The organism is Salmonella sp. A29-2 (assembly GCF_020150755.1).
Classification (GTDB): Bacteria; Pseudomonadota; Gammaproteobacteria; order Enterobacterales; family Enterobacteriaceae; genus Salmonella; species Salmonella enterica.
This window is the reverse complement of sequence record NZ_CP083731.1, coordinates 3,973,121-3,992,472: the sequence shown is the minus strand read 5'-3', so window position 1 is coordinate 3,992,472 and position 19,352 is coordinate 3,973,121. Positions and strand designations below refer to the sequence as shown.

Here is a 19,352-nt window from a genome sequence, read left to right as displayed (position 1 = left end):
AGAGGTCTGGTGCACCGGTTTTAACCTTTTCATTTCGCTTTTATCTTGTGCCAGGCTCTTGAGTCAGAATTTAAAGGTTTGTGGCATGCAGGTTTTACTGCCAGGTTTAGGCACAACCTGGCTGTCACCCTTCATTGGTCCTGAGCAAGGCCCTGGTATTCTGCCCAGCGTACGGCCAGCCGCTCTAAGTCCAGATCGTACACCAGCGGTGTGATTTTACGGCCTTCAAACAGCTCGCCCACCTCAATGCCTGGCTTAAAATGAACGGTCAGGGTGGCCGGATCTATGCCCATAAGATCGGCATCAAACAGCGCATGCATTGTTGGAGTCATCAGGATGCCATTAGACGGATTGTACCGGGTTCCATGTTCAATGTGTGCCGCATCCAGGACACCTCCATTAACCCAACCGGTTACCGCACAACGGCCTGCGAAATTCTCGATGAGCAGAGCTTTGAATTTACCCTGTGCCACGCCACTACGTTGCGTCACTACGCGCTCGCAGTGCTCACCCTGGATATCTACGTCAGGTTTCCGAATTGGCTCGCTGGTGGCCGTCTCAGCTTGTTTTAGGGTGGAACGTGGATAGGCCAGGTTATATGCTGCGCCTGTGGTCATTTGCTCGATGACCGCAGGCGCATAACCTTCTGCTTCCAGCTTACGATATGCAGCCCGGTAGTCTCTTTGGGTTTTCAGCGGGTAAATCTTCCCGCCTTTACCATCGAAAGCGATAAACCAGAAATCGTCCGTGCCAGTTTCAAGATTTCTGCAACGTTTCAGATGCCATCCGCCTTCTCTCGCCCAGATGGTACGGTTATTTCTGGCATTCGTTTTGTCATACCCGTGCTCGTCAAGCCAGCTATCAAAGCTGGTCAGCCCCAGGTCCTGAACCTCCAGAGAAGGTACACGAATGACCTGCAAGGTATGGCGTGGTCTTGGCTCTCTCATCTTGATCTCTTCCTAGCGCTGGTCTGGGAAATACGGATATTGCGGGCCATATTCATAATCATGCGGGCCTGGCTCAACTTCCCAGAATGGACGGCCGCTAATTGTCTTTGGACCGCGCTCGTTTACGATGTCTTCTACATCCTGAATATTAAATGGCATCGTTGCCAGTAACAGCTGATCTTCGGGTGTCAGCGTCACAGTTGCACCGTCGATACGGCTGTAAAGGTCGGCAAACTGTTTACCTGCACCGTGCAACCGGTGCTCCGCTACACTTCTGATTGCGTGTAAGTCCAGCTCCGCCGCTTCCATGCGATCCACGTATAGTTTCATTTCTTTACGCAAAGCGCTCAGCTCACGGGTTTTAATAAATCCGTAGGCGTACCCACCCAGGGCGATAACTGCAATGATTGCTAAAATAGCCATTTATTTTCTCTTACGTTACTGCGGCCGCCGCTTTAGTCTTAATGTGAAGCCTGGGAATTCGCTGAATGAAGAATACGTTTTCACCCCCAGACCGACAGCTGTTAAGGCGCGATCCCAACACTCCATTTGTAAGTATCAGGCCCATCTTCTCCGCTGGTGGCATCAGCTACAATCTGTGCATAACGTTCTCCAGCAAGTTCTCTTACCATCTGATCCACGACCCATTGCAGATGATGCATTTCATCGGTTCCGCCGTAACGACAAGCCAACTCAATAGCCCGCTCTATTCTTTTTTGTTCTTCAGTCATACTGAATCCTCACGCTTACATCAGCTATTCTGAAAACATGCACACTATAAATTGCGGCTGTCATTTCTCAGCCAGGCGCCTGCATTGCTGCCTCATTCCATCAAAAATACTTTCCGCAAGCTGCTGGGGGAACTGGTCCGGAAGAAGCCCGCTAACACGTTCAATGACACCCGGGGTTCTGGCGATGATTTCCTCTATCATCGCCTCTGTCTGCTGTTTACTCAGGCCGGTTATCTCACCATGCCTGATCCAGTGGCGTCGTTGTATTCGATATATCTGGTAATAGTTGCTACTGCCACGTACGGCCATCGCCAGTTTGCACTTCTGCCAGGATATCTGATTGTTCCCATGACCGATCACCGGCCATGCCGACAACACATCATAGTTTGGTGTAAGGTGATAACGTCCCTGTGGCCCAATAGAAATACTGAAATTTTTAGCGTGGCCATCTGTTGCGGCCATCATCCAGAAAATTATCTGCGTCATAAAAAACTGCGCTTTGTCACGCTCAGCACGGTCTGAATTACTCAGAACCTCCATAATTTCCGATATACCTGGCCCGCCGTCCGCCTGATATTTTCGTAATGGCGAAACGCCCAGGGCCTGACACATATCCTCCTGGGGTAAACGAATGATCCATTGTCCGTCTCCTGACCATTTTCGGTCAAAACGTTCTACCACCAGCGCTTTCTGATCTTCAAAGTGAGCAATCTGCGTTCTTGCCACGGGGAGCCCGTACTGGCCGAGAAGTACCGAGCAGAGCCATTCATTTTCAACCGACGAGCTCATGTCGGCTTTCATGTTCCCCACAAGTCCGAGCGGTAGCTTGAATATATGCGTCGTTGGTGTATTACCCTCCGGCATACACCACCGATCTTCATGCCACAGTAGGGCTGTTTTCTCCTGAGCACCGGCAATAGATAAACGTAAGTCGTCGTTATCTTCTGGCCTGCCCGGTAGCAATGTCTCCGTGGTATTACGCAAAGTTGCCGCAATTTCTGATTCAGTAAGCGGGTGATACTTCACGGAATATAAATCAGTGGGTTCATCTCCGTCATGAAGCAGCTGTATCGCGCCCACGCAGTCTTTTCCCAGCTCCGTCAGCAGATCAAAAGGCTCCAGGCTATCGGCCTTGTAACGCATTGCCAGACGTCTGCGTATGCCTTCGCTGTCCGGCAGTAAATTATCAAAATAGTCACGTACCACATTTCCACGCCAGACCTGGTTCCCGGGAGTAAAAGGAAGGGACAATGACAGCGGCCTTCCCTGTTCGTCAGCAACCCATTCAGGAAGGTATTCTAAGCTGTCTACCCCTTTGCTTTTTTCCCAGTACCCGACTTTGATGCCGTTCATCCAAATTACCAGACGTTGCTGTTTCCGGCTCATATCGTTACCAATCCTCCTGTCGTGCAGGTGAGTTTGATTTAAGCATTTCTTCCGTCTGCTTCCTCTCTGAAGAGGTGGTTGCCGAGGAGAAGCTGATTTTTACGCCCAGGATGGAAAACACCTTGAATAGCCGTTCAATGCTCGCACTGGCAGGGTTGGCTTCCAGACGTGAGTATGTCTGTTGAGTGACGCCTAACCTTTCGGACAGGTCTTTTTGCGTCAGGCCATTCGCCTTGCGAAAACCAATGAGCAAGGGACGCAGCTGGTTGAGCGTGTTTAACGGGTAATCATTATTGATCATAAGCTGGCCTCAGTAGTTTCCTCTGATACACCTTGCAGGCTGTTTCCTAAACATACACCCTAAAAGCTGTAATATCAAATTAACAGCCTAAAAGCTGTTAAATAGGGCGTACAACTTTTAGGCTGTTACTATGTGGCAGCATAAATCTTGTTAGCGATACAACTTTATTGTCTCATCGCTCCTCTTTGCAACCAGCTACATACGATCATAAGTGACACAACATTAATATGAAGCGACATTCACCAAATGAACCTTCGTCATTTCAGATAGTTAGCTTACTTGCATGTCCTCATCCCATGAAGGGGAGGGCCTACCCCTGGCATCGAGCAAAACTGACCACCCTGCCCTTATTAAGACCCCACATGCGGCAATGGTGCCCTGTCCACGCCGCCCGCGATTTTTGAGGAAATGGGAAGAAAATAAAAAGAAAACAAAAAGTTATCGGCTGAAGTATCGGCGCAGATCGGGAATCAGGCGAAGCCTGACAGCACGTTGGGGCCTGGCAGGGGGCTTGAGGGATGAGGACATGCAACTCTGATAGCCTTCCCGCCACGGGGTCGGTTAAATTCGTATCCGGCCGGTGCAATTCCAACGGCCGCGTTACCAGTTCGCCGGGTAGCATGGCCAGCAAAGCCAGGCATCGAGCACCCGGGTTTCACTAACGGCCGCTGCATAGACGCCGGTATCCGGAAAGAAATAAACCGGGGTGGCGTTGTTCAGCTGGTCGCCTTCATCGGCCAGAGCGCCGATCACCTCATGAGGCTTCAGCAGCATATCCGTTAAATATTCATCCGGGTGGATGGCATTCAGCGATATGGCCATCTCCAGAAATTCATCCAGTGTGTGGCGGGTACGATACCCCCGGAAAACCTCGTATGAAGGCGTGACGCATTCACCATCCAGGGAACAGGCATCGTACCCGGCCAGCTGCTCTTCGGTGAGTCCGGAGGCATGCTTTGCCACAAGATTCGTAAACTGCTCTTTATCGTCCATCACAATCCTTACGCTGTAGGGGCCTGTTTGTGTTATCACTGCTTCCGGATTTTACATCGCACAACCCGGCAGGTATCCGGTCGCCCGGGCGTCCTTTGCGGTCATGTTAGCCTTTGGCCTGTATTACGACGAATCCCTTTCACTACACGGGCTCGCAGGGTGACACCTCCCCTTTTCACCGGAAGCGAAAGAGGAAGAACAGTTTAACAGCCCGGATCCTCAATAATTTTTGCATAACGGACTAAATGACCGGTTTATGCAGCCCCTGTTACTTACTGTCGCGGTAAGGATAAAACCCTGGTTATGAAACAGAGTTTGTATCGACGTTTAGGTTTTGGTTGAATGAGTAACTCTAAGCAACCGGAATATGACATGGCCAAAGTACAAGGGCTCTTTGTTGGATACCGAAAATTTGCTGTTGATCGCGAGTGGCTTCGGCAGCAGGAAGAACAACGTTATCGGGATCGCCAGCGACAATTTGATGAATGGTCCAGAAAATGGGTCACTGTAACTAGGCTAAAAGAGACTCGTTTATGGACTGACGGAGCCATCAGGCGATGGCTGGGTGAACCTCAGCAACAGGGTAAATATAAAGTTTTCCCCGTTGAAGCGGTTTTGGCTGCTGAGAAGTTGAATGAGTTTCAGCTCTGGCTTAAACCCCGGCTGGAAAAGAAACGTGCCCAGCATTGTCAACGCCACGATGTTTGACCGTTATTTGCCATTTTCATGCCCGCTAAATACTTTCGTTACTGATGCTGTCCGCTTTCCACCATTTCATCATCACTGATTGGCGTTGTGTTTTTGGTCAGCACTCCAGCTTTACGTTTCTCTTTTAACCGGTAACTCTCTCCTTTGATATTCAGCGTGGTTGAGTGATGTAGCAGCCGATCCAGGATCGCTGTTGCCAGCACGTGATCTCCGAACATTTCTCCCCAGTCTGCGAACCCTTTGTTTGACGTCAGTATGATGCTCGCTTTTTCATATCGACGGTTCAGTAGCCGGAAGAACAGACTGGCTTCCTCTCTGTTCATCGGCAGATAGCCTATTTCATCCAGGATCAACACCCGGGCATAACTCAGTTGCTGTAGCTGACGCTCCAGCCGGTTTTCCTGTTTCGCTTTCATCAGTGTCGCGATCAGTCTGTCCAGTGGCATAAACAGTACCCGATGTCCCGCATCCACCGCTTTCACGCCAAGAGCTATGGCCAGATGAGTTTTTCCGACACCAGGAGGGCCCAGCAGGATCACGTTTTCGCTGCGCTCCACGAACGCCAGACCAGCCAGTTCCCGGACAACCTTACGGTCGATGCCCGGCTGGAAGGTAAAGTCGAACTGCTCCAGCGTTTTGACCCACGGCAGACGAGCCTGCTTCAGCCTGGACTCCATACCGCGCTGATGCCTGCCGTTCCATTCCTGCTGTAGCGCCATGCACAGGAACTCCCGGTAGTTCAGCTCTTTTTTAGCTGCCTGTTCCAGCAGGCTTTCAACGTGATAACTCAGATGCTCCATTTTCAGGCGACTCAGCAGGACTTCCAGTTCATGCATCACAACAGCTCCTCATAGGCACTCAGTGGTCGATGTTCCACCTGACTGACCTGCTGCCAGAGCGGGGCGTGATGCTCCGGCACTGTCTGCCAGCCAGACGATACTGAACAGAGGCGATGTGAGGCCACCAGTTTCTCATTACTGTAGATCCGCAACTCGTCATCCAGCGATATTCGTATCGATACCGGCTGACCACACAGCGCTTCGGGAACGCTGTAACGATTACCACCAACCTCGATATAGCTGTCCCAGGACACATGGCGGATGTCGAAGTAACTGGTATCAAAGTCCGTATCCGGTAACGGCTGCAGATGTTCCTGCTCCAGCGCGAAGCGCTGTTCCGGCGTTTCTTTGAACTGGCGAAGCTCCCGTTTGTCAGCCACATCGGCTATCCATTGCTCCAGTTGTTGATTGACATGAGTGAAGCTGTCGAACCTGCGGTACCGGACGAAGAAGTTCTCCTTGAGGTATTTCACCATCCGCTCAACCTTACCTTTTGTTCTGGCCCTGCGTGGACGGCATGCCCGTGGCAGGAAGTTATAGTGGTCAGCCAGCAACAGGAATCCGGAGTTGAACACGACTTTCCCGTTGTTATTCTTCAGCACCGCAGCCTTCTGGTTATCAACCAGCACCGTTTTCACACAACCACCGAAGTAGCGGAAGGCGCGAACCAGTGATTCGTAGGTATGCTCAGCATCCTGTTTTGGTGCGGCGAAGACATGGAAGCGGCGGGAGAACCCCAGCGTATTAACCGCAAAGTTAACTTTGCACCGTTGCCCGGCAACCTCCACCTCAACTTCGCCCCAGTCGTGCTGGAGCTGGTATCCAGGCTGAGTTTCGAAGCGAACTGTTCTTTTTGACGGACGCATTTTACGTTTGGGCTGGATGTAGTAACGCAGCATGGAACGTCCGCCCGTATAACCCATTGCCTTAATCTCCGCGAAGATAACCTCGCTATTCCAGACATTCTCTGCCAGGCGCATGTCGATGTAATCCATAAACGGTTTCAGCTTAGCCATTTTGTGGCGGGTCTTTCTGGCTGGCGGTTCAGGGTATTTGAGGTAGCGTCTGACCGTCCGTTCAGAGCAACCAATCTGAGTCGCAATATCGACAATGTACGCGCCCTGCTGGCGCATTTGCTTTATCATGTAAAAGTCCTCTCTGCTCAGCATGTTGATGTCCTTTCTGGTGTGAGAACCTTAAGGAAACAACATGTTGGGTGGAGCGGACAATCCAAATGGCGAATTACCGTCTTATATCACTGGCGCTGACAGATCCGCAGACTCCGGAAAACATCGGTGCTGAGCAACCGGCAGATGATACTACCGATAACACCCCGGTACCGGATCAACTGAACGATGAAAGCAATACGGAGACGCTGGATACGCCACCGGTACAGGAACCGGCTCCAGCTCCAAAGGACAGCGCTCCTAAACAGAACCCGGCAGGTAAAGCACCTTCCATGTCCAGCGTTCTGAACAAAAAGACTGTGACCGTCATTGCAGACACCGCGATCCCGATTTTTGAACGTATTGCTGAAGAAGCCAAGCTTAAAGAAGGTGAATCTGTCAGTACTGATACTTACACGCTTGTTCTGACCAATGATGAAATGAACGATATCATCAACGCTCATGCTGACCTGAAAGAGTACCTGCGTAAGCATGCTGATAAGATGAACAAGGGACAGTCATGATTTTCTGACCGACCCCTCCATCCGGACGGGTCGGTAACTTTTTCAGGACAAGGGGAAACAGGGCAATGAAGAAGGCTGTTATCAACGTAGACAAAACTAACCCACTGCCAGTCCTGACGGATTCGGTGACCCGGGTAAGTATTCAGTGCACGGCAAAAGATGAAAACGGGGCAGGGATCGAAGTGAATATACTCGACCTGATTCAGGATCATGATACGGCTGAAGTGAAAGTGCAGTTTGGGAGCTCGCCTGTTCAGGCTCTGGCGATGCTCCGCCGGGTTATGACAGCACTGGAAAAGCAGGCAAACGCAGAACTGAATACAAACCACTATTCGCGTATGCAGTGATCTACTCTGGCAATTTCATCCATGCTGCCTCTGATCTGTCAATCGCGGGCGAAACCTCAGGATGAATAACGCTGATGTTAGCAGCTGGTGGAACAAACAGACTTAAATGGAAAATTGCAGTGAGTAAAACAATGCGTAACGTTGTTGCGGGTTACATTCAGCCGCTAAGCGGTTCCCGGACACTATGCTAAGCGTGGTCAGACGAAAGCTCAGCAGTATCGTCGACATGCAGGAGACCGTCAGACAGTCCTCACAAATGCTTGAGTCTGATGCAGCCATATTCCTGAAACGCGCCATAGTTGCGAGGATGCTTCAAAAAATAAAATATCAGGATAGTGAAGTTTTAAAAGACTGCCTTGGCGATTTTTTTATTTATGAACAACGTGAAAAATTGCGCCGACTTGGCGTGATTACTAACTGGGGGATTAATAAAACAGCAGACGGGAAGAATAATAAGTTGTGATAACTCAGTAAATATTAATTTAAAAAGCGTCTTCAGAAATAGAAAAAATGCAAATTATATTGCTACGGGTTATTAGCCGCTGAGGCTGTTTACATATAATACTTCTAAACAGGAGGTATTATGAAAAAACAACTGGCGTACGCTTCAAACTGTTCTGACAGTCTTTATTCGTATATTTATCGCACTCTGCAAAAACGGGCTGGTGATGAGAATGAAAGCCTTTATCAGCAGGCCATTTCCCGCTGCCGTACAGCTAAACAAAAAAAGAAACTGGCCGGGTATTATGCCGGTCCATGGCAGCTGCTTTTCAACGCGTGGTGTAACAATCGCGTCCCTAACACAGCGGTGCTGGCTCTTCTACTCCAGCAGTGCTTATCTCATTTCCAGTGCGAAGAAGTGATCGCAGCCTGGCAGTAACCCTATCAAGCCCCTTCGTATAGCGGAGGGGCAGGAGATATCTCATGTACAGAAACGACAGAAACGTGGATTCCTTCAACCTGGTTAATGCTCTTCAGCCGGTCTTTCGTAACACCGGCTGTGGGATATTTGAATACGATCGTAAAAAGCAGAATGAAACCGCTGATTCAATCTTACGAGCGTTGGCGTTAAATGCCGATTTCGCGAGGGCCTTAAAACAGTACGTCCGGATTAATTCTGTACGACGGGTTGTTCAGTTCGATGACGGCTCGGTTCGCTATGGTATTCATGCCGAATTTGAAGGGCATGATAAAATTAATTCCTTCCGTATTTTTAAAGATGAAGATACAGACGCATTTGACTCCTATTTTTATTTGGTTTGCGATAATAAAGCTGAGCTGGTGGATTTTAAAATGAACTCTCTCGATATTCAATTACAGGCTGTTTTTGAAAAAGTGACAGGTATTTATCTGTCACATTAAATATTCAAATTTTCAATCCTCGGGCTGATAGACAAAAAACGCACTTTAGAATAAAGATGAGATGAATATGAAAAACGTAAATATTTTGACTACCGATATCGCGGCCATTAATGCTCTTTCTGGCGTAGAACTGACGGACTTTCTCACTGCCGGGTATCAGGTAAACTGGTCAGGAGAAAGGGAGGTTTCGCTGGTGGGCTTTCCGTGTTTAGCAAGCAACAAGCAGCCGGTAGAAGTTGGTCCCGGTATTTTCATTAATCGCGTGTACAGCAAAGACAGCCAGTCTCTGTGCGGGAAATTGCGCTATGACCTGTCTAATGGTCTGGCATCCGGCGCATTTTCATTTTTCTCCCATTCAGGCTGGTATGGGGGATTCCGTGTCGTATCCTTCCGTGACAACGGGCCAGCTGCGTTGATCAACATTGGCATTGTCCATGAAAATGTTTTGAATGCGTTTTGTGCTGACTTCCCCCGGGCCAATGTGAGCGTAAACCGTTTTCATTGTGGCATGACGCTTGAGCAGATCCGCATGTTCATTTCAGACACCGCTTACGATATGCCGCTTTATAACAACGAGTCTGACTTTCGCAGGCTCGCCAGTTAGCATGGAGACTGGCTTCAGTGCTTACGCCTAAAAACCAATGAGCGAAGTGGCGGAACCGGTTGGCTTCGCCCAGTTGGCGTGAGCGATTAGTTCTATACGGGAAGAAGTCATAGTATTCTGAAATGATAGTTATCTCATACGAACGATAGTAATGGAGTTTCTTAATGGGCGTTGATATCTGCTGGCGATTTCAAAGGGAAGAAAAGCCTGGTAAATGGATTAATTTATCAAGCAATTATAAAGGGGACCGATCATATCTCCACTTTGCCTGGCTCGGATTTGATGTAGATCGTGAAAGGGCGAGCACATCAGCAGTTTTTATCCACGCATTACGCGGATTACCTGATGATATACCGTCCGAAGATGATGATTTATTCGGTGAACATTCATACTCATGGCTGACTTCGGAAGAAATTTTGTCAGCCATACCACCCGATAACGCCGGAGAGGTGATCCAGGAATTTGTCGAAGAAGTAAAGCGTCTCCACGTGGAGAACGGCAGCGTCCGTTTCGTCTTTGGATTTGAAGGGTAACCCGTAAGAAAGTAGCTATCTTACCCGGCTAGGTCTCCAATCTCTCAGATGCTCAAAGAGGGCCGGGCATGGTGCCCACACATCCCCTACCATTCCGATTTGATATTCGTCTAATACACCCTTTAAAGAAAACAAGCAGACGGCAATGAGACGTCGGATTAGCGTCAGCAAATATGAGACGTCAGTAGTCGATGTTTGTCCTGCGGAACGTGAATCTGTTTACAGGGGGTAAAGCCGTACCATCCATGAGGGCTCAGAGAGCCGGGGTCTCCTCCAGATCACTGGAAGTTATTGACTCTGGCAGGCCTATCCCTATGACTTTTTCCCGGATGGCAAATTAAGATCGAACAGGGCCAAATTAGTACTCTTTTCTAAACGGAAATACTGAATCACCCTGATATAACTGGTCTCTCACAAGACAGGAGATCATCAATGGAACGTGTAATATTTTCAGTAATCTTTTTTATGATGCTGGGCGTACCTTTTTACCTTCTTTATAAAATTGCCCGGGACATTTTTGGGACCGCCGGTGCTGGTGAGCCTGCACAATTGCCTCAGGGCAAGCAAAGACGCTCAGGAGGCGCTGGTTCGGGTTCGATCTGGCAAGGACACCATCTACAGGGGAGCAGCCATTTGAACCCCCTCGGAGGTGATTGTAATGGTGAAAATAGCATAGCTGGTGGTTGTGATGGTGGCGGTGGAGGAGGAGGAGGAGGAGGTGGTGGTGGTGACTGATAGCCTGCAATTTTAACTATCAGGATGAAACCCATGTCCAGCAACCGGAAAAAGAATTCATATCAACCGAAAAGCCCTGCCTTAAAGTGAAGCGTATTAAACGTGAAGGATGCTGAATTAGAGGGTATCGGTTTTATACTGAAGCGTAACTGGAAGAAGGATCTGAAATTAACTATTACGGAAAAGTAACTTTCTGACTCACCACGTACGCCCCTCGGTTATGCCATACAGTTTGATACGAAAACAGATCAGTAAGTAGATTGCTATACGCCGGAGAGAAGTCTATTTTTCATACACCGAACCTGTTTGGCCTGCAATGGAAGCAGGTATAATAATCACATACAAAGGAGGGCATTATGAATAAATTTTTATACGTGCTTTTGGCCTGGATTGTTGTGCTTTTTATCGCCAACAAACTGCTCGCAAGACGTAAGCCCAAGACGGTTAAAATCCTGGTACAGCGCAACGGGAAAGCCGCAGAGGTTGATGCTGTAGTGGTTCAGGGTTCAAAGAGAGCTAACAACAGTTCTGTTGCGGACAGCGACGCGGTAGATAGTTATTTTGAAATGAATCCTTACTCCCGCGAAAACCAGTCGAATGGTTGGGCTATGCTGGCCAGAGACGATGACCAGCTTAAATAATCAGTTGAGTGTGATGTGTAAAGCAGCTTAAAACTCTAAATGGACGAACAGGGGAGGTGACAAAGATGACAACCAATACAACAACGACCACCTACCGCTCAGAAGAAATCGTGCCGTTCAGACGGCCCAAAGGGGATCTGGATAGTCGGTATATGCCTCAGGTGTATGCAATGGTGCGGAACTGGGCAAGTAACCCTGCTCAATATGGTGAGGGTGTACTGGCCTCCTACCGCCAACCGGCAGTAAACCTTGCCTACCAGGTAAAAGGAACTCGTGTTGTTTTAATTCTGGTACCAGTAGAGTGCGAGCCACCTGGAGTGATAATGACGGAAACAGTCCTGTGGCCGTCACTATCACTTGTAGAAGTCTTGCAGACCTTGCAGGAGGCCTGGCAAAATATTCCGGCGTTAAACCCCTGACGACTTCTGTCAATATCACCGGCTAGTGATTTACCTCTCTGCTGGTGGTCAGCCCGCCTAAGTTCAAATTATCTCTTTCTAAATTAGCCCGGATAAAAATCGGTCCCTCTAAAATAGCCTGCCCTGAGTAGGCTACGTCATACAAAGCGTTGGCCAGTCACCAGCTGGCTGGTGGCCATAATGCTCCACAGGATAAACCGTATCAGAACTACGCAAAGAAAAAGCCCCAACAATTTACCGATGGGGCCTTTTGCAGACATTTTACAGCCTTACCAATGATAGAGCGCTAAGGCTTCTGCTTAGTGAACAGACTTGCCCACAGATAATGGATAAAGTTGAGCAGAATGTATGTTACTCGTTGCTCGAATTTCATCGGGGCTTTGTACTTTGTCGTTATGTTGTGAATATGAGTAAGGTCCGTATAGAGCCCTGGCGACTTCCTTGTTGACTTCAACACCGAACAGATGTGCTGAACAGACTCCGGTGTGAACAACCGTAGCCCTCGTCGTTGTTTGACTTTATGGATAAAATCGTCCATCCCCATACATAACCATTCCGGCTTGATGCCATCAAACTTACAACGTCCGTTTATGATGACGACATTGATACATTCCAGTTCTCTAGCCTTAAGAGCAGACTGAATAGCCCTGATGTGCCCCTGGTTTTGCTTAAACGGGTTCTGCAACTTGAGGGTTCGGGACTGAGTCCATTTCCGCCAGTGGCTTTCCTCCAGAGTACCGTAGAGCTTGCCTACGTAGTTTTTCTGCTCTATGACGTATATACCATGTGGGGCTACGAGAATGTGATCAACCTGAGTAGTGCTATGAGCCGACAACTGAAAGGTGAGATCACTAAGTAGCCCCTGAGCTTCTTCAGGAAGCCCAGATTCAATTGCCTTTGCAGTCCGCCGTTCCGCTATGGCAGAGGTCATAAAACCCAACAGACACAGCAACACGACGAAAATAAGGATAATGAAAGCTACCCCCGTAATGCTCCACAGCAGATTGAAAGCATCCATGTTACCTCACAGAGGGGTAGCTGGTGGCATTAACAGATTCTACCAAGCGGGTAGTGGTACCGGTAAGGCTCTCAATATTTGAAGACAGGCTCATCAGCATGCCGAGTGCAGAACGGAGATTACGATGAGGCTCATTGTAGTTTTTGAACGTGTCAGTGGAGTACATTTTTGAAAGACGTGTACGGATCTCTACTGACGTAAGATCTCCATCCACCAGGCCGTACTTAACTGCCTGAGGTGTTGGCCATACACGGCCTGAATAGAGAGAAACAGCATCGGCATCATGACGCGAGAGAAGCTTTTTACCCCGTCCAAGTTCAACATCAGTTATAAATTTTTCATGCATCGTGTTCAGGATCTCCTTCTGCATGAACTCCCTCGTTGAATCGGACAATGGGTGGAAGGGGTCAAGAGCATCTTTGAACTCACCGGCCGTAAGGGGCTCATTCTTGACGCCTACTGTGCTCATGATCTCTGACAGATTCCAGTGGTCCATACGCACACCGATAGAACCGATCAGGGCATTACTGTCGGCATAAATTGCATCAGCGGGCGATACCGCGTAATAGCATGCGGATGCGCATATGCCTTTCACACTAACGATGATTGGTTTATATGAGTCTGCGATATCAGAGAAAAAACGACCGGTACCGCTGGAGAGTACTTCGAGGGAGTTTTGCTTCGACCGTGCTTCATCGCCACGTTCTGTGCTCCCGGTTTTGTTACTCTTGTCAGCGGCTACAGATGAAAGAGAGCAACCGGCATCTGATACGCGTTCAATCTGTGGCTGGTGGTTTTTAAGCGCGTTTATCTGGCGGTAAATAATGATGGCGTCAGAGGGACCACCACCACCTGACTCTGCCTCGATAATAACTGCTTTGGCATGGGGATTATTGTAAGCTTTGGCAAGAGCTGTTGCGATCACTGTTCCATCGCCCGTTTCCGAGCCGGTACCCATCTCGCCAGAAATCCGTATTACAGCTATATGGTCTTTCTTCCCTTCAGCGTCCTGCCATTGTTCGTAAAGATTGTAGAAAGAAAACCCTACAGCGGTCATGGCAATTAGCGACATAGCAACTTTTGCCGTGGTATGAATGCGAAACATCTTATAAAAACGGTCAGCGTTATCATTGAGCGATTCTTTGATATTTGTAGGGGACTTCCTTTTTTTACTGCTTAACATCTGACCACCTTTACATGAGTTTTTGAAAGTTAGACCACAAGCGATTCAATGCAATTCCCAGTATCAATAAAGCGACTGGTGGGAAAAGTTGAGCGATATTGTTAAATAGTGACATATTCGGCATGACCAGGTAGACCATCGTTAAAGCACTGATCACCCAAAATGCTCGAAACCAAATACGATAAAACTGAACTGTAACCTTACCAAATACGTACCTCTTCAATTTCCACTGGTACATTCCATCTGCTAGCATGGCAAATAGATAGGGCAGAAAAACGATTAGCCACCCCAGGATTAAGTTCCACCGGAAAATGGACTGATAAAGTAAGAGGGGTATGTTTTTGGCCATAGTGTAATTAATAGAGGTAAATTTTTCAGCAACAATGTTAATACCTCTGGCTGGTTTTTTGGTGTCAGGGATCAGAATAGTATTCAGATAGTCAATTAACTTATAGTCATGTACCAACCAATTTAAAGTCGCTTCACTATTTGCAATAACAGACTTCCAACGGTCATTTGATATGATGGACCGGCTTGCATTAACCTCCTGAGTAATCTGATATTTGAGCTCCTCAGTATTCTGGAAAGCCAGGCTGTAACCAAAATAAATGACCATGCCAAAAAAAAGCATTGTTCTGAGCACTGCTGCTCTGCTTGTATTATCCGCAGCCATTGCTTTCCCTCCATTCACGAAAAAGAGCTAGCCTCTGATCGTGATTGCAATAGTTGTTACGCCACATCGTCGGGATACCCAGGAGCCAGTGGTACTGTTTAGGTATGATTTGGTCGATGAGGCTTAACTCCGCCAGTTCTTTATGCTCTGCGCTTTTCCACTCGATCTGTCCCACATCAGGAACAAATACAGCGGTCCTTGCTTTTGCGGCCTGGCGGGAAAATTCTATAAAGTTGATGCCCCACGGCGTCCAGTATCTGTACTGCTCGTTTAGGCCGATGTTAAACACCGGCAGAGAAAGAGTTGAGTCGGCAAAAGCCGAAATCACATTTTTGCAGACTCTTGGACTATCTATTTTTGGCACTGTTGCAAATAGTCGGTGGTGATAAACTTATCATCCCCTTTTGCTGATGGAGCTGCACATGAACCCATTCAAAGGCCGGCATTTTCAGCGTGACATCATTCTGTGGGCCGTACGCTGGTACTGCAAATACGGCATCAGTTACCGTGAGCTGCAGGAGATGCTGGCTGAACGCGGAGTGAATGTCGATCACTCCACGATTTACCGCTGGGTTCAGCGTTATGCGCCTGAAATGGAAAAACGGCTGCGCTGGTACTGGCGTAACCCTTCCGATCTTTGCCCGTGGCACATGGATGAAACCTACGTGAAGGTCAATGGCCGCTGGGCGTATCTGTACCGGGCCGTCGACAGCCGGGGCCGCACTGTCGATTTTTATCTCTCCTCCCGTCGTAACAGCAAAGCTGCATACCGGTTTCTGGGTAAAATCCTCAACAACGTGAAGAAGTGGCAGATCCCGCGATTCATCAACACGGATAAAGCGCCCGCCTATGGTCGCGCGCTTGCTCTGCTCAAACGCGAAGGCCGGTGCCCGTCTGACGTTGAACACCGACAGATTAAGTACCGGAACAACGTGATTGAATGCGATCATGGCAAACTGAAACGGATAATCAACGCCACGCTGGGATTTAAATCCATGAAGACGGCTTACGCCACCATCAAAGGTATTGAGGTGATGCGTGCACTACGCAAAGGCCAGGCCTCAGCATTTTATTATGGTGATCCCCTGGGCGAAATGCGCCTGGTAAGCAGAGTTTTTGAAATGTAAGGCCTTTGAATAAGACAAAAGGCTGCCTCATCGCTAACTTTGCAACAGTGCCCACTGATCCGCATGCCCGTTCCATACAGAAGCTGGGCGAACAAACGATGCTCGCCTTCCAGAAAACCGAGGATGCGAACCACTTCATCCGGGGTCAGCACCACCGGCAAGCGCCGCGACGGCCGAGGTCTTCCGATCTCCTGAAGCCAGGGCAGATCCGTGCACAGCACCTTGCCGTAGAAGAACAGCAAGGCCGCCAATGCCTGACGATGCGTGGAGACCGAAACCTTGCGCTCGTTCGCCAGCCAGGACAGAAATGCCTCGACTTCGCTGCTGCCCAAGGTTGCCGGGTGACGCACACCGTGGAAACGGATGAAGGCACGAACCCAGTGGACATAAGCCTGTTCGGTTCGTAAACTGTAATGCAAGTAGCGTATGCGCTCACGCAACTGGTCCAGAACCTTGACCGAACGCAGCGGTGGTAACGGCGCAGTGGCGGTTTTCATGGCTTGTTATGACTGTTTTTTTGTACAGTCTATGCCTCGGGCATCCAAGCAGCAAGCGCGTTACGCCGTGGGTCGATGTTTGATGTTATGGAGCAGCAACGATGTTACGCAGCAGGGCAGTCGCCCTAAAACAAAGTTAACCCAGGATGAGAACCTTGAAAGTATCATTGATGGCTGCGAAAGCGAAAAACGGCGTGATTGGTTGCGGTCCAGACATACCCTGGTCCGCGAAAGGGGAGCAGCTACTTTTTAAAGCATTGACCTACAATCAGTGGCTTCTGGTGGGTCGCAAGACGTTTGAATCTATGGGCGCACTCCCCAATAGGAAATACGCGGTCGTTACCCGCTCAGGTTGGACATCAAATGATGACAATGTAGTTGTATTTCAGTCAATCGAAGAGGCCATGGACAGGCTAGCTGAATTCACCGGTCACGTTATAGTGTCTGGTGGCGGAGAAATTTACCGAGAAACATTACCCATGGCCTCTACGCTCCACTTATCGACGATCGACATCGAGCCAGAGGGGGATGTTTTCTTCCCGAGTATTCCAAATACCTTCGAAGTTGTTTTTGAGCAACACTTTACTTCAAACATTAACTATTGCTATCAAATTTGGAAAAAGGGTTAACAAAGCTATGCAATCGACGGCAAAAAGCTTCGTTCGCTTCGCGCACTACGCCTTTTCCGCGATTGATAGCGACGTTATGCAGCCAAATCCCAACAATTAAGGGTCTTAAAATGGTAAAAGATTGGATTCCCATCTCTCATGATAATTACAAGCAGGTGCAAGGACCGTTCTATCATGGAACCAAAGCCAATTTGGCGATTGGTGACTTGCTAACCACAGGGTTCATCTCTCATTTCGAGGACGGTCGTATTCTTAAGCACATCTACTTTTCAGCCTTGATGGAGCCAGCAGTTTGGGGAGCTGAACTTGCTATGTCACTGTCTGGCCTCGAGGGTCGCGGCTACATATACATAGTTGAGCCAACAGGACCGTTCGAAGACGATCCGAATCTTACGAACAAAAAATTTCCCGGTAATCCAACACAGTCCTATAGAACCTGCGAACCCTTGAGAATTGTTGGCGTTGTTGAAGACTGGGAGGGGCATCCTGTTGAATTAATAAGGGGAATGTTGGATTCGTTAGAGGACTTAAAGCGCCGTGGTTTACACGTCATTGAAGACTAGTCCTTTGCATAACAAAGCCATCAAACCGGACGCCAGAGATTCCGCGCCTGTTGCGCATGGCTTCGCCATTTTATGCGCAATAGGCGCGCCACCCTGTCGCCGTTTATGGCGGCGTTGGGCGCACAATAAGGCTCCTCGCAGAGTTGCTTGAAAGTTGTTACGATTCAAATTCAATCATGAGATAGTCAGCAGATGAGCACTTCCAAGAACGCAGACAAGTAAGCCGCAGCAACCTTCATTTTTCGGTTGTTGCGGCGTTCTCATGAATCCTTTTGCTCTACGGGAGCGCCGCCAAATCCTTTGTTCAAGGAGATGGTTTCGTGCGCTCAAAAAACTTTAGTTGGCGGTACTCCCTTGCCGCCACGGTGTTGTTGTTATCACCGTTCGATTTATTGGCATCACTCGGCATGGACATGTACTTGCCAGCAGTGCCGTTTATGCCAAACGCGCTTGGTACGACAGCGAGCACAATTCAGCTTACGCTGACAACGTACTTGGTCATGATTGGTGCCGGTCAGCTCTTGTTTGGACCGCTATCGGACCGACTGGGGCGCCGCCCCGTTCTACTGGGAGGTGGCCTCGCCTACGTTGTGGCGTCAATGGGCCTCGCTCTGGCACTGTTGCAAATAGTCGGTGGTGATAAACTTATCATCCCCTTTTGCTGATGGAGCTGCACATGAACCCATTCAAAGGCCGGCATTTTCAGCGTGACATCATTCTGTGGGCCGTACGCTGGTACTGCAAATACGGCATCAGTTACCGTGAGCTGCAGGAGATGCTGGCTGAACGCGGAGTGAATGTCGATCACTCCACGATTTACCGCTGGGTTCAGCGTTATGCGCCTGAAATGGAAAAACGGCTGCGCTGGTACTGGCGTAACCCTTCCGATCTTTGCCCGTGGCACATGGATGAAACCTACGTGAAGGTCAATGGCCGCTGGGCGTATCTGTACCGGGCCGTCGACAGCCGGGGCCGCACTGTCGATTTTTATCTCTCCTCCCGTCGTAACAGCAAAGCTGCATACCGGTTTCTGGGTAAAATCCTCAACAACGTGAAGAAGTGGCAGATCCCGCGATTCATCAACACGGATAAAGCGCCCGCCTATGGTCGCGCGCTTGCTCTGCTCAAACGCGAAGGCCGGTGCCCGTCTGACGTTGAACACCGACAGATTAAGTACCGGAACAACGTGATTGAATGCGATCATGGCAAACTGAAACGGATAATCGGCGCCACGCTGGGATTTAAATCCATGAAGACGGCTTACGCCACCATCAAAGGTATTGAGGTGATGCGTGCACTACGCAAAGGCCAGGCCTCAGCATTTTATTATGGTGATCCCCTGGGCGAAATGCGCCTGGTAAGCAGAGTTTTTGAAATGTAAGGCCTTTGAATAAGACAAAAGGCTGCCTCATCGCTAACTTTGCAA

27 protein-coding genes and 2 pseudogenes are annotated in these 19,352 nt (G+C 49.0%); 16 read left to right on the top strand and 13 right to left on the bottom strand.

Annotated features, from left to right (window positions below; genetic code table 11):
* Positions 1 to 131: 131 nt before the first annotated feature.
* The 6 genes from K8W53_RS19465 to K8W53_RS19440 all read right to left on the bottom strand — a co-directional run bounded on the left by K8W53_RS19465 (position 132) and on the right by K8W53_RS19440 (position 4,358).
* Positions 132 to 947, bottom strand: coding sequence for an HNH endonuclease signature motif containing protein (locus K8W53_RS19465; RefSeq protein ID WP_001572439.1), 816 nt, complete (start codon positions 945 to 947; stop codon positions 132 to 134).
* Between the two features lie 12 nt (positions 948 to 959).
* Positions 960 to 1,370 carry a hypothetical protein gene (locus tag K8W53_RS19460; RefSeq protein WP_000985911.1) on the bottom strand — a complete coding sequence of 137 codons (411 nt, stop codon included), beginning with the start codon at positions 1,368 to 1,370 and terminating at the stop codon, positions 960 to 962.
* 101 nt (positions 1,371 to 1,471) lie between these two features.
* On the bottom strand, positions 1,472 to 1,678 hold the full coding sequence (locus K8W53_RS19455; protein WP_000134171.1) for a hypothetical protein: 207 nt from the start codon (positions 1,676 to 1,678) through the stop codon (positions 1,472 to 1,474).
* Between the two features lie 60 nt (positions 1,679 to 1,738).
* Positions 1,739 to 3,064: a type II toxin-antitoxin system HipA family toxin gene (locus K8W53_RS19450; protein ID WP_000088046.1), complete on the bottom strand. Its 1,326-nt coding sequence runs from the start codon at positions 3,062 to 3,064 to the stop codon at positions 1,739 to 1,741.
* Between the two features lie 4 nt (positions 3,065 to 3,068).
* Entirely contained in the window at positions 3,069 to 3,362 is a 294-nt protein-coding gene (locus K8W53_RS19445) for a helix-turn-helix transcriptional regulator (RefSeq protein ID WP_024136327.1), read from the bottom strand.
* A gap of 603 nt (positions 3,363 to 3,965) precedes the next feature.
* Positions 3,966 to 4,358, bottom strand: coding sequence for a hypothetical protein (locus K8W53_RS19440; protein ID WP_000341066.1), 393 nt, complete (start codon positions 4,356 to 4,358; stop codon positions 3,966 to 3,968).
* 372 nt (positions 4,359 to 4,730) lie between these two features.
* Between K8W53_RS19440 and K8W53_RS19435 the strand changes: the two genes are divergently transcribed.
* Entirely contained in the window at positions 4,731 to 5,066 is a 336-nt protein-coding gene (locus K8W53_RS19435) for a hypothetical protein (protein ID WP_065311125.1), read from the top strand.
* 38 nt (positions 5,067 to 5,104) lie between these two features.
* Here K8W53_RS19435 and istB read toward each other — a convergent pair whose 3' ends face one another.
* Entirely contained in the window at positions 5,105 to 5,902 is a 798-nt protein-coding gene (istB, locus tag K8W53_RS19430) for an IS21-like element IS21 family helper ATPase IstB (RefSeq protein WP_000544828.1), read from the bottom strand.
* On the bottom strand, positions 5,902 to 7,074 hold the full coding sequence (gene istA / locus K8W53_RS19425; RefSeq protein ID WP_000952349.1) for an IS21-like element IS21 family transposase: 1,173 nt from the start codon (positions 7,072 to 7,074) through the stop codon (positions 5,902 to 5,904). The genes istB and istA overlap by 1 nt, the downstream gene beginning before the upstream one ends.
* 65 nt (positions 7,075 to 7,139) lie before the next feature.
* Here istA and K8W53_RS19420 point away from each other — a divergent pair, with 65 nt between their 5' ends.
* From K8W53_RS19420 to K8W53_RS19375, 10 genes are all read left to right on the top strand, one after another.
* On the top strand, positions 7,140 to 7,595 hold the full coding sequence (locus K8W53_RS19420; protein WP_224435199.1) for a hypothetical protein: 456 nt from the start codon (positions 7,140 to 7,142) through the stop codon (positions 7,593 to 7,595).
* A gap of 65 nt (positions 7,596 to 7,660) precedes the next feature.
* A complete protein-coding gene (locus K8W53_RS19415; protein WP_000710431.1) occupies positions 7,661 to 7,942 on the top strand; it encodes a hypothetical protein in 282 nt (93 codons plus the stop codon).
* Between the two features lie 184 nt (positions 7,943 to 8,126).
* A complete protein-coding gene (locus K8W53_RS19410; protein ID WP_000953953.1) occupies positions 8,127 to 8,405 on the top strand; it encodes a hypothetical protein in 279 nt (92 codons plus the stop codon).
* Positions 8,406 to 8,525: 120 nt separating this feature from the next.
* A complete protein-coding gene (locus K8W53_RS19405) occupies positions 8,526 to 8,822 on the top strand; it encodes a hypothetical protein (RefSeq protein WP_000744346.1) in 297 nt (98 codons plus the stop codon).
* 44 nt (positions 8,823 to 8,866) lie between these two features.
* Positions 8,867 to 9,304 (top strand): hypothetical protein, encoded by a 438-nt coding sequence (locus K8W53_RS19400; protein ID WP_000286107.1) that lies wholly within the window; start codon positions 8,867 to 8,869, stop codon positions 9,302 to 9,304.
* 67 nt (positions 9,305 to 9,371) lie between these two features.
* Positions 9,372 to 9,908, top strand: coding sequence for a hypothetical protein (locus K8W53_RS19395; protein ID WP_000800252.1), 537 nt, complete (start codon positions 9,372 to 9,374; stop codon positions 9,906 to 9,908).
* Positions 9,909 to 10,072: 164 nt separating this feature from the next.
* Positions 10,073 to 10,441: a hypothetical protein gene (locus tag K8W53_RS19390; RefSeq protein WP_000537761.1), complete on the top strand. Its 369-nt coding sequence runs from the start codon at positions 10,073 to 10,075 to the stop codon at positions 10,439 to 10,441.
* A gap of 432 nt (positions 10,442 to 10,873) precedes the next feature.
* A complete protein-coding gene (locus K8W53_RS19385) occupies positions 10,874 to 11,176 on the top strand; it encodes a hypothetical protein (RefSeq protein WP_000442694.1) in 303 nt (100 codons plus the stop codon).
* 356 nt (positions 11,177 to 11,532) lie between these two features.
* The gene (locus K8W53_RS19380) at positions 11,533 to 11,817 is read left to right on the top strand and encodes a hypothetical protein (RefSeq protein WP_001032029.1); all 285 of its coding nucleotides are present in this window, start codon (positions 11,533 to 11,535) and stop codon (positions 11,815 to 11,817) included.
* A 65-nt stretch (positions 11,818 to 11,882) separates the two neighbouring features.
* The gene (locus K8W53_RS19375; RefSeq protein WP_000210769.1) at positions 11,883 to 12,236 is read left to right on the top strand and encodes a hypothetical protein; all 354 of its coding nucleotides are present in this window, start codon (positions 11,883 to 11,885) and stop codon (positions 12,234 to 12,236) included.
* A gap of 286 nt (positions 12,237 to 12,522) precedes the next feature.
* Here the strand turns inward: K8W53_RS19375 and K8W53_RS19370 are convergent, their stop codons facing one another.
* The 4 genes from K8W53_RS19370 to K8W53_RS19355 are packed head-to-tail and all read right to left on the bottom strand — an operon-like array spanning position 12,523 to position 15,438.
* Positions 12,523 to 13,254: a nuclease-related domain-containing protein gene (locus K8W53_RS19370; protein WP_000338612.1), complete on the bottom strand. Its 732-nt coding sequence runs from the start codon at positions 13,252 to 13,254 to the stop codon at positions 12,523 to 12,525.
* A 1-nt stretch (position 13,255) separates the two neighbouring features.
* On the bottom strand, positions 13,256 to 14,437 hold the full coding sequence (locus K8W53_RS19365; RefSeq protein WP_000952983.1) for a S49 family peptidase: 1,182 nt from the start codon (positions 14,435 to 14,437) through the stop codon (positions 13,256 to 13,258).
* Between the two features lie 10 nt (positions 14,438 to 14,447).
* A complete protein-coding gene (locus tag K8W53_RS19360; RefSeq protein WP_000718549.1) occupies positions 14,448 to 15,110 on the bottom strand; it encodes a DUF4400 domain-containing protein in 663 nt (220 codons plus the stop codon).
* Complete coding sequence (locus K8W53_RS19355; protein ID WP_223533971.1) at positions 15,097 to 15,438, bottom strand: hypothetical protein; 342 nt, start codon at positions 15,436 to 15,438, stop codon at positions 15,097 to 15,099. The genes K8W53_RS19360 and K8W53_RS19355 overlap by 14 nt, the downstream gene beginning before the upstream one ends.
* A gap of 94 nt (positions 15,439 to 15,532) precedes the next feature.
* Here K8W53_RS19355 and K8W53_RS19350 point away from each other — a divergent pair, with 94 nt between their 5' ends.
* The gene (locus K8W53_RS19350; protein WP_001067858.1) at positions 15,533 to 16,237 is read left to right on the top strand and encodes an IS6-like element IS26 family transposase; all 705 of its coding nucleotides are present in this window, start codon (positions 15,533 to 15,535) and stop codon (positions 16,235 to 16,237) included.
* A 53-nt stretch (positions 16,238 to 16,290) separates the two neighbouring features.
* Here the strand turns inward: K8W53_RS19350 and intI1 are convergent.
* Positions 16,291 to 16,734 (bottom strand): annotated as a pseudogene (gene intI1 / locus K8W53_RS19345) (class 1 integron integrase IntI1); the annotation flags it as partial.
* 155 nt (positions 16,735 to 16,889) lie between these two features.
* Here intI1 and dfrA14 point away from each other — a divergent pair.
* The 4 genes and pseudogenes from dfrA14 to K8W53_RS19325 all read left to right on the top strand — a co-directional run bounded on the left by dfrA14 (position 16,890) and on the right by K8W53_RS19325 (position 19,307).
* Positions 16,890 to 17,363: a trimethoprim-resistant dihydrofolate reductase DfrA14 gene (gene dfrA14, locus K8W53_RS19340; RefSeq protein WP_004201280.1), complete on the top strand. Its 474-nt coding sequence runs from the start codon at positions 16,890 to 16,892 to the stop codon at positions 17,361 to 17,363.
* 110 nt (positions 17,364 to 17,473) lie between these two features.
* Positions 17,474 to 17,926 carry an NAD(+)--rifampin ADP-ribosyltransferase Arr-2 gene (locus tag K8W53_RS19335; protein ID WP_000237816.1) on the top strand — a complete coding sequence of 151 codons (453 nt, stop codon included), beginning with the start codon at positions 17,474 to 17,476 and terminating at the stop codon, positions 17,924 to 17,926.
* A 320-nt stretch (positions 17,927 to 18,246) separates the two neighbouring features.
* Positions 18,247 to 18,540, top strand: a pseudogene (locus K8W53_RS19330) (MFS transporter); the annotation flags it as partial.
* 62 nt (positions 18,541 to 18,602) lie between these two features.
* Entirely contained in the window at positions 18,603 to 19,307 is a 705-nt protein-coding gene (locus K8W53_RS19325; RefSeq protein ID WP_001067855.1) for an IS6-like element IS26 family transposase, read from the top strand.
* Positions 19,308 to 19,352 lie beyond the last annotated feature (45 nt).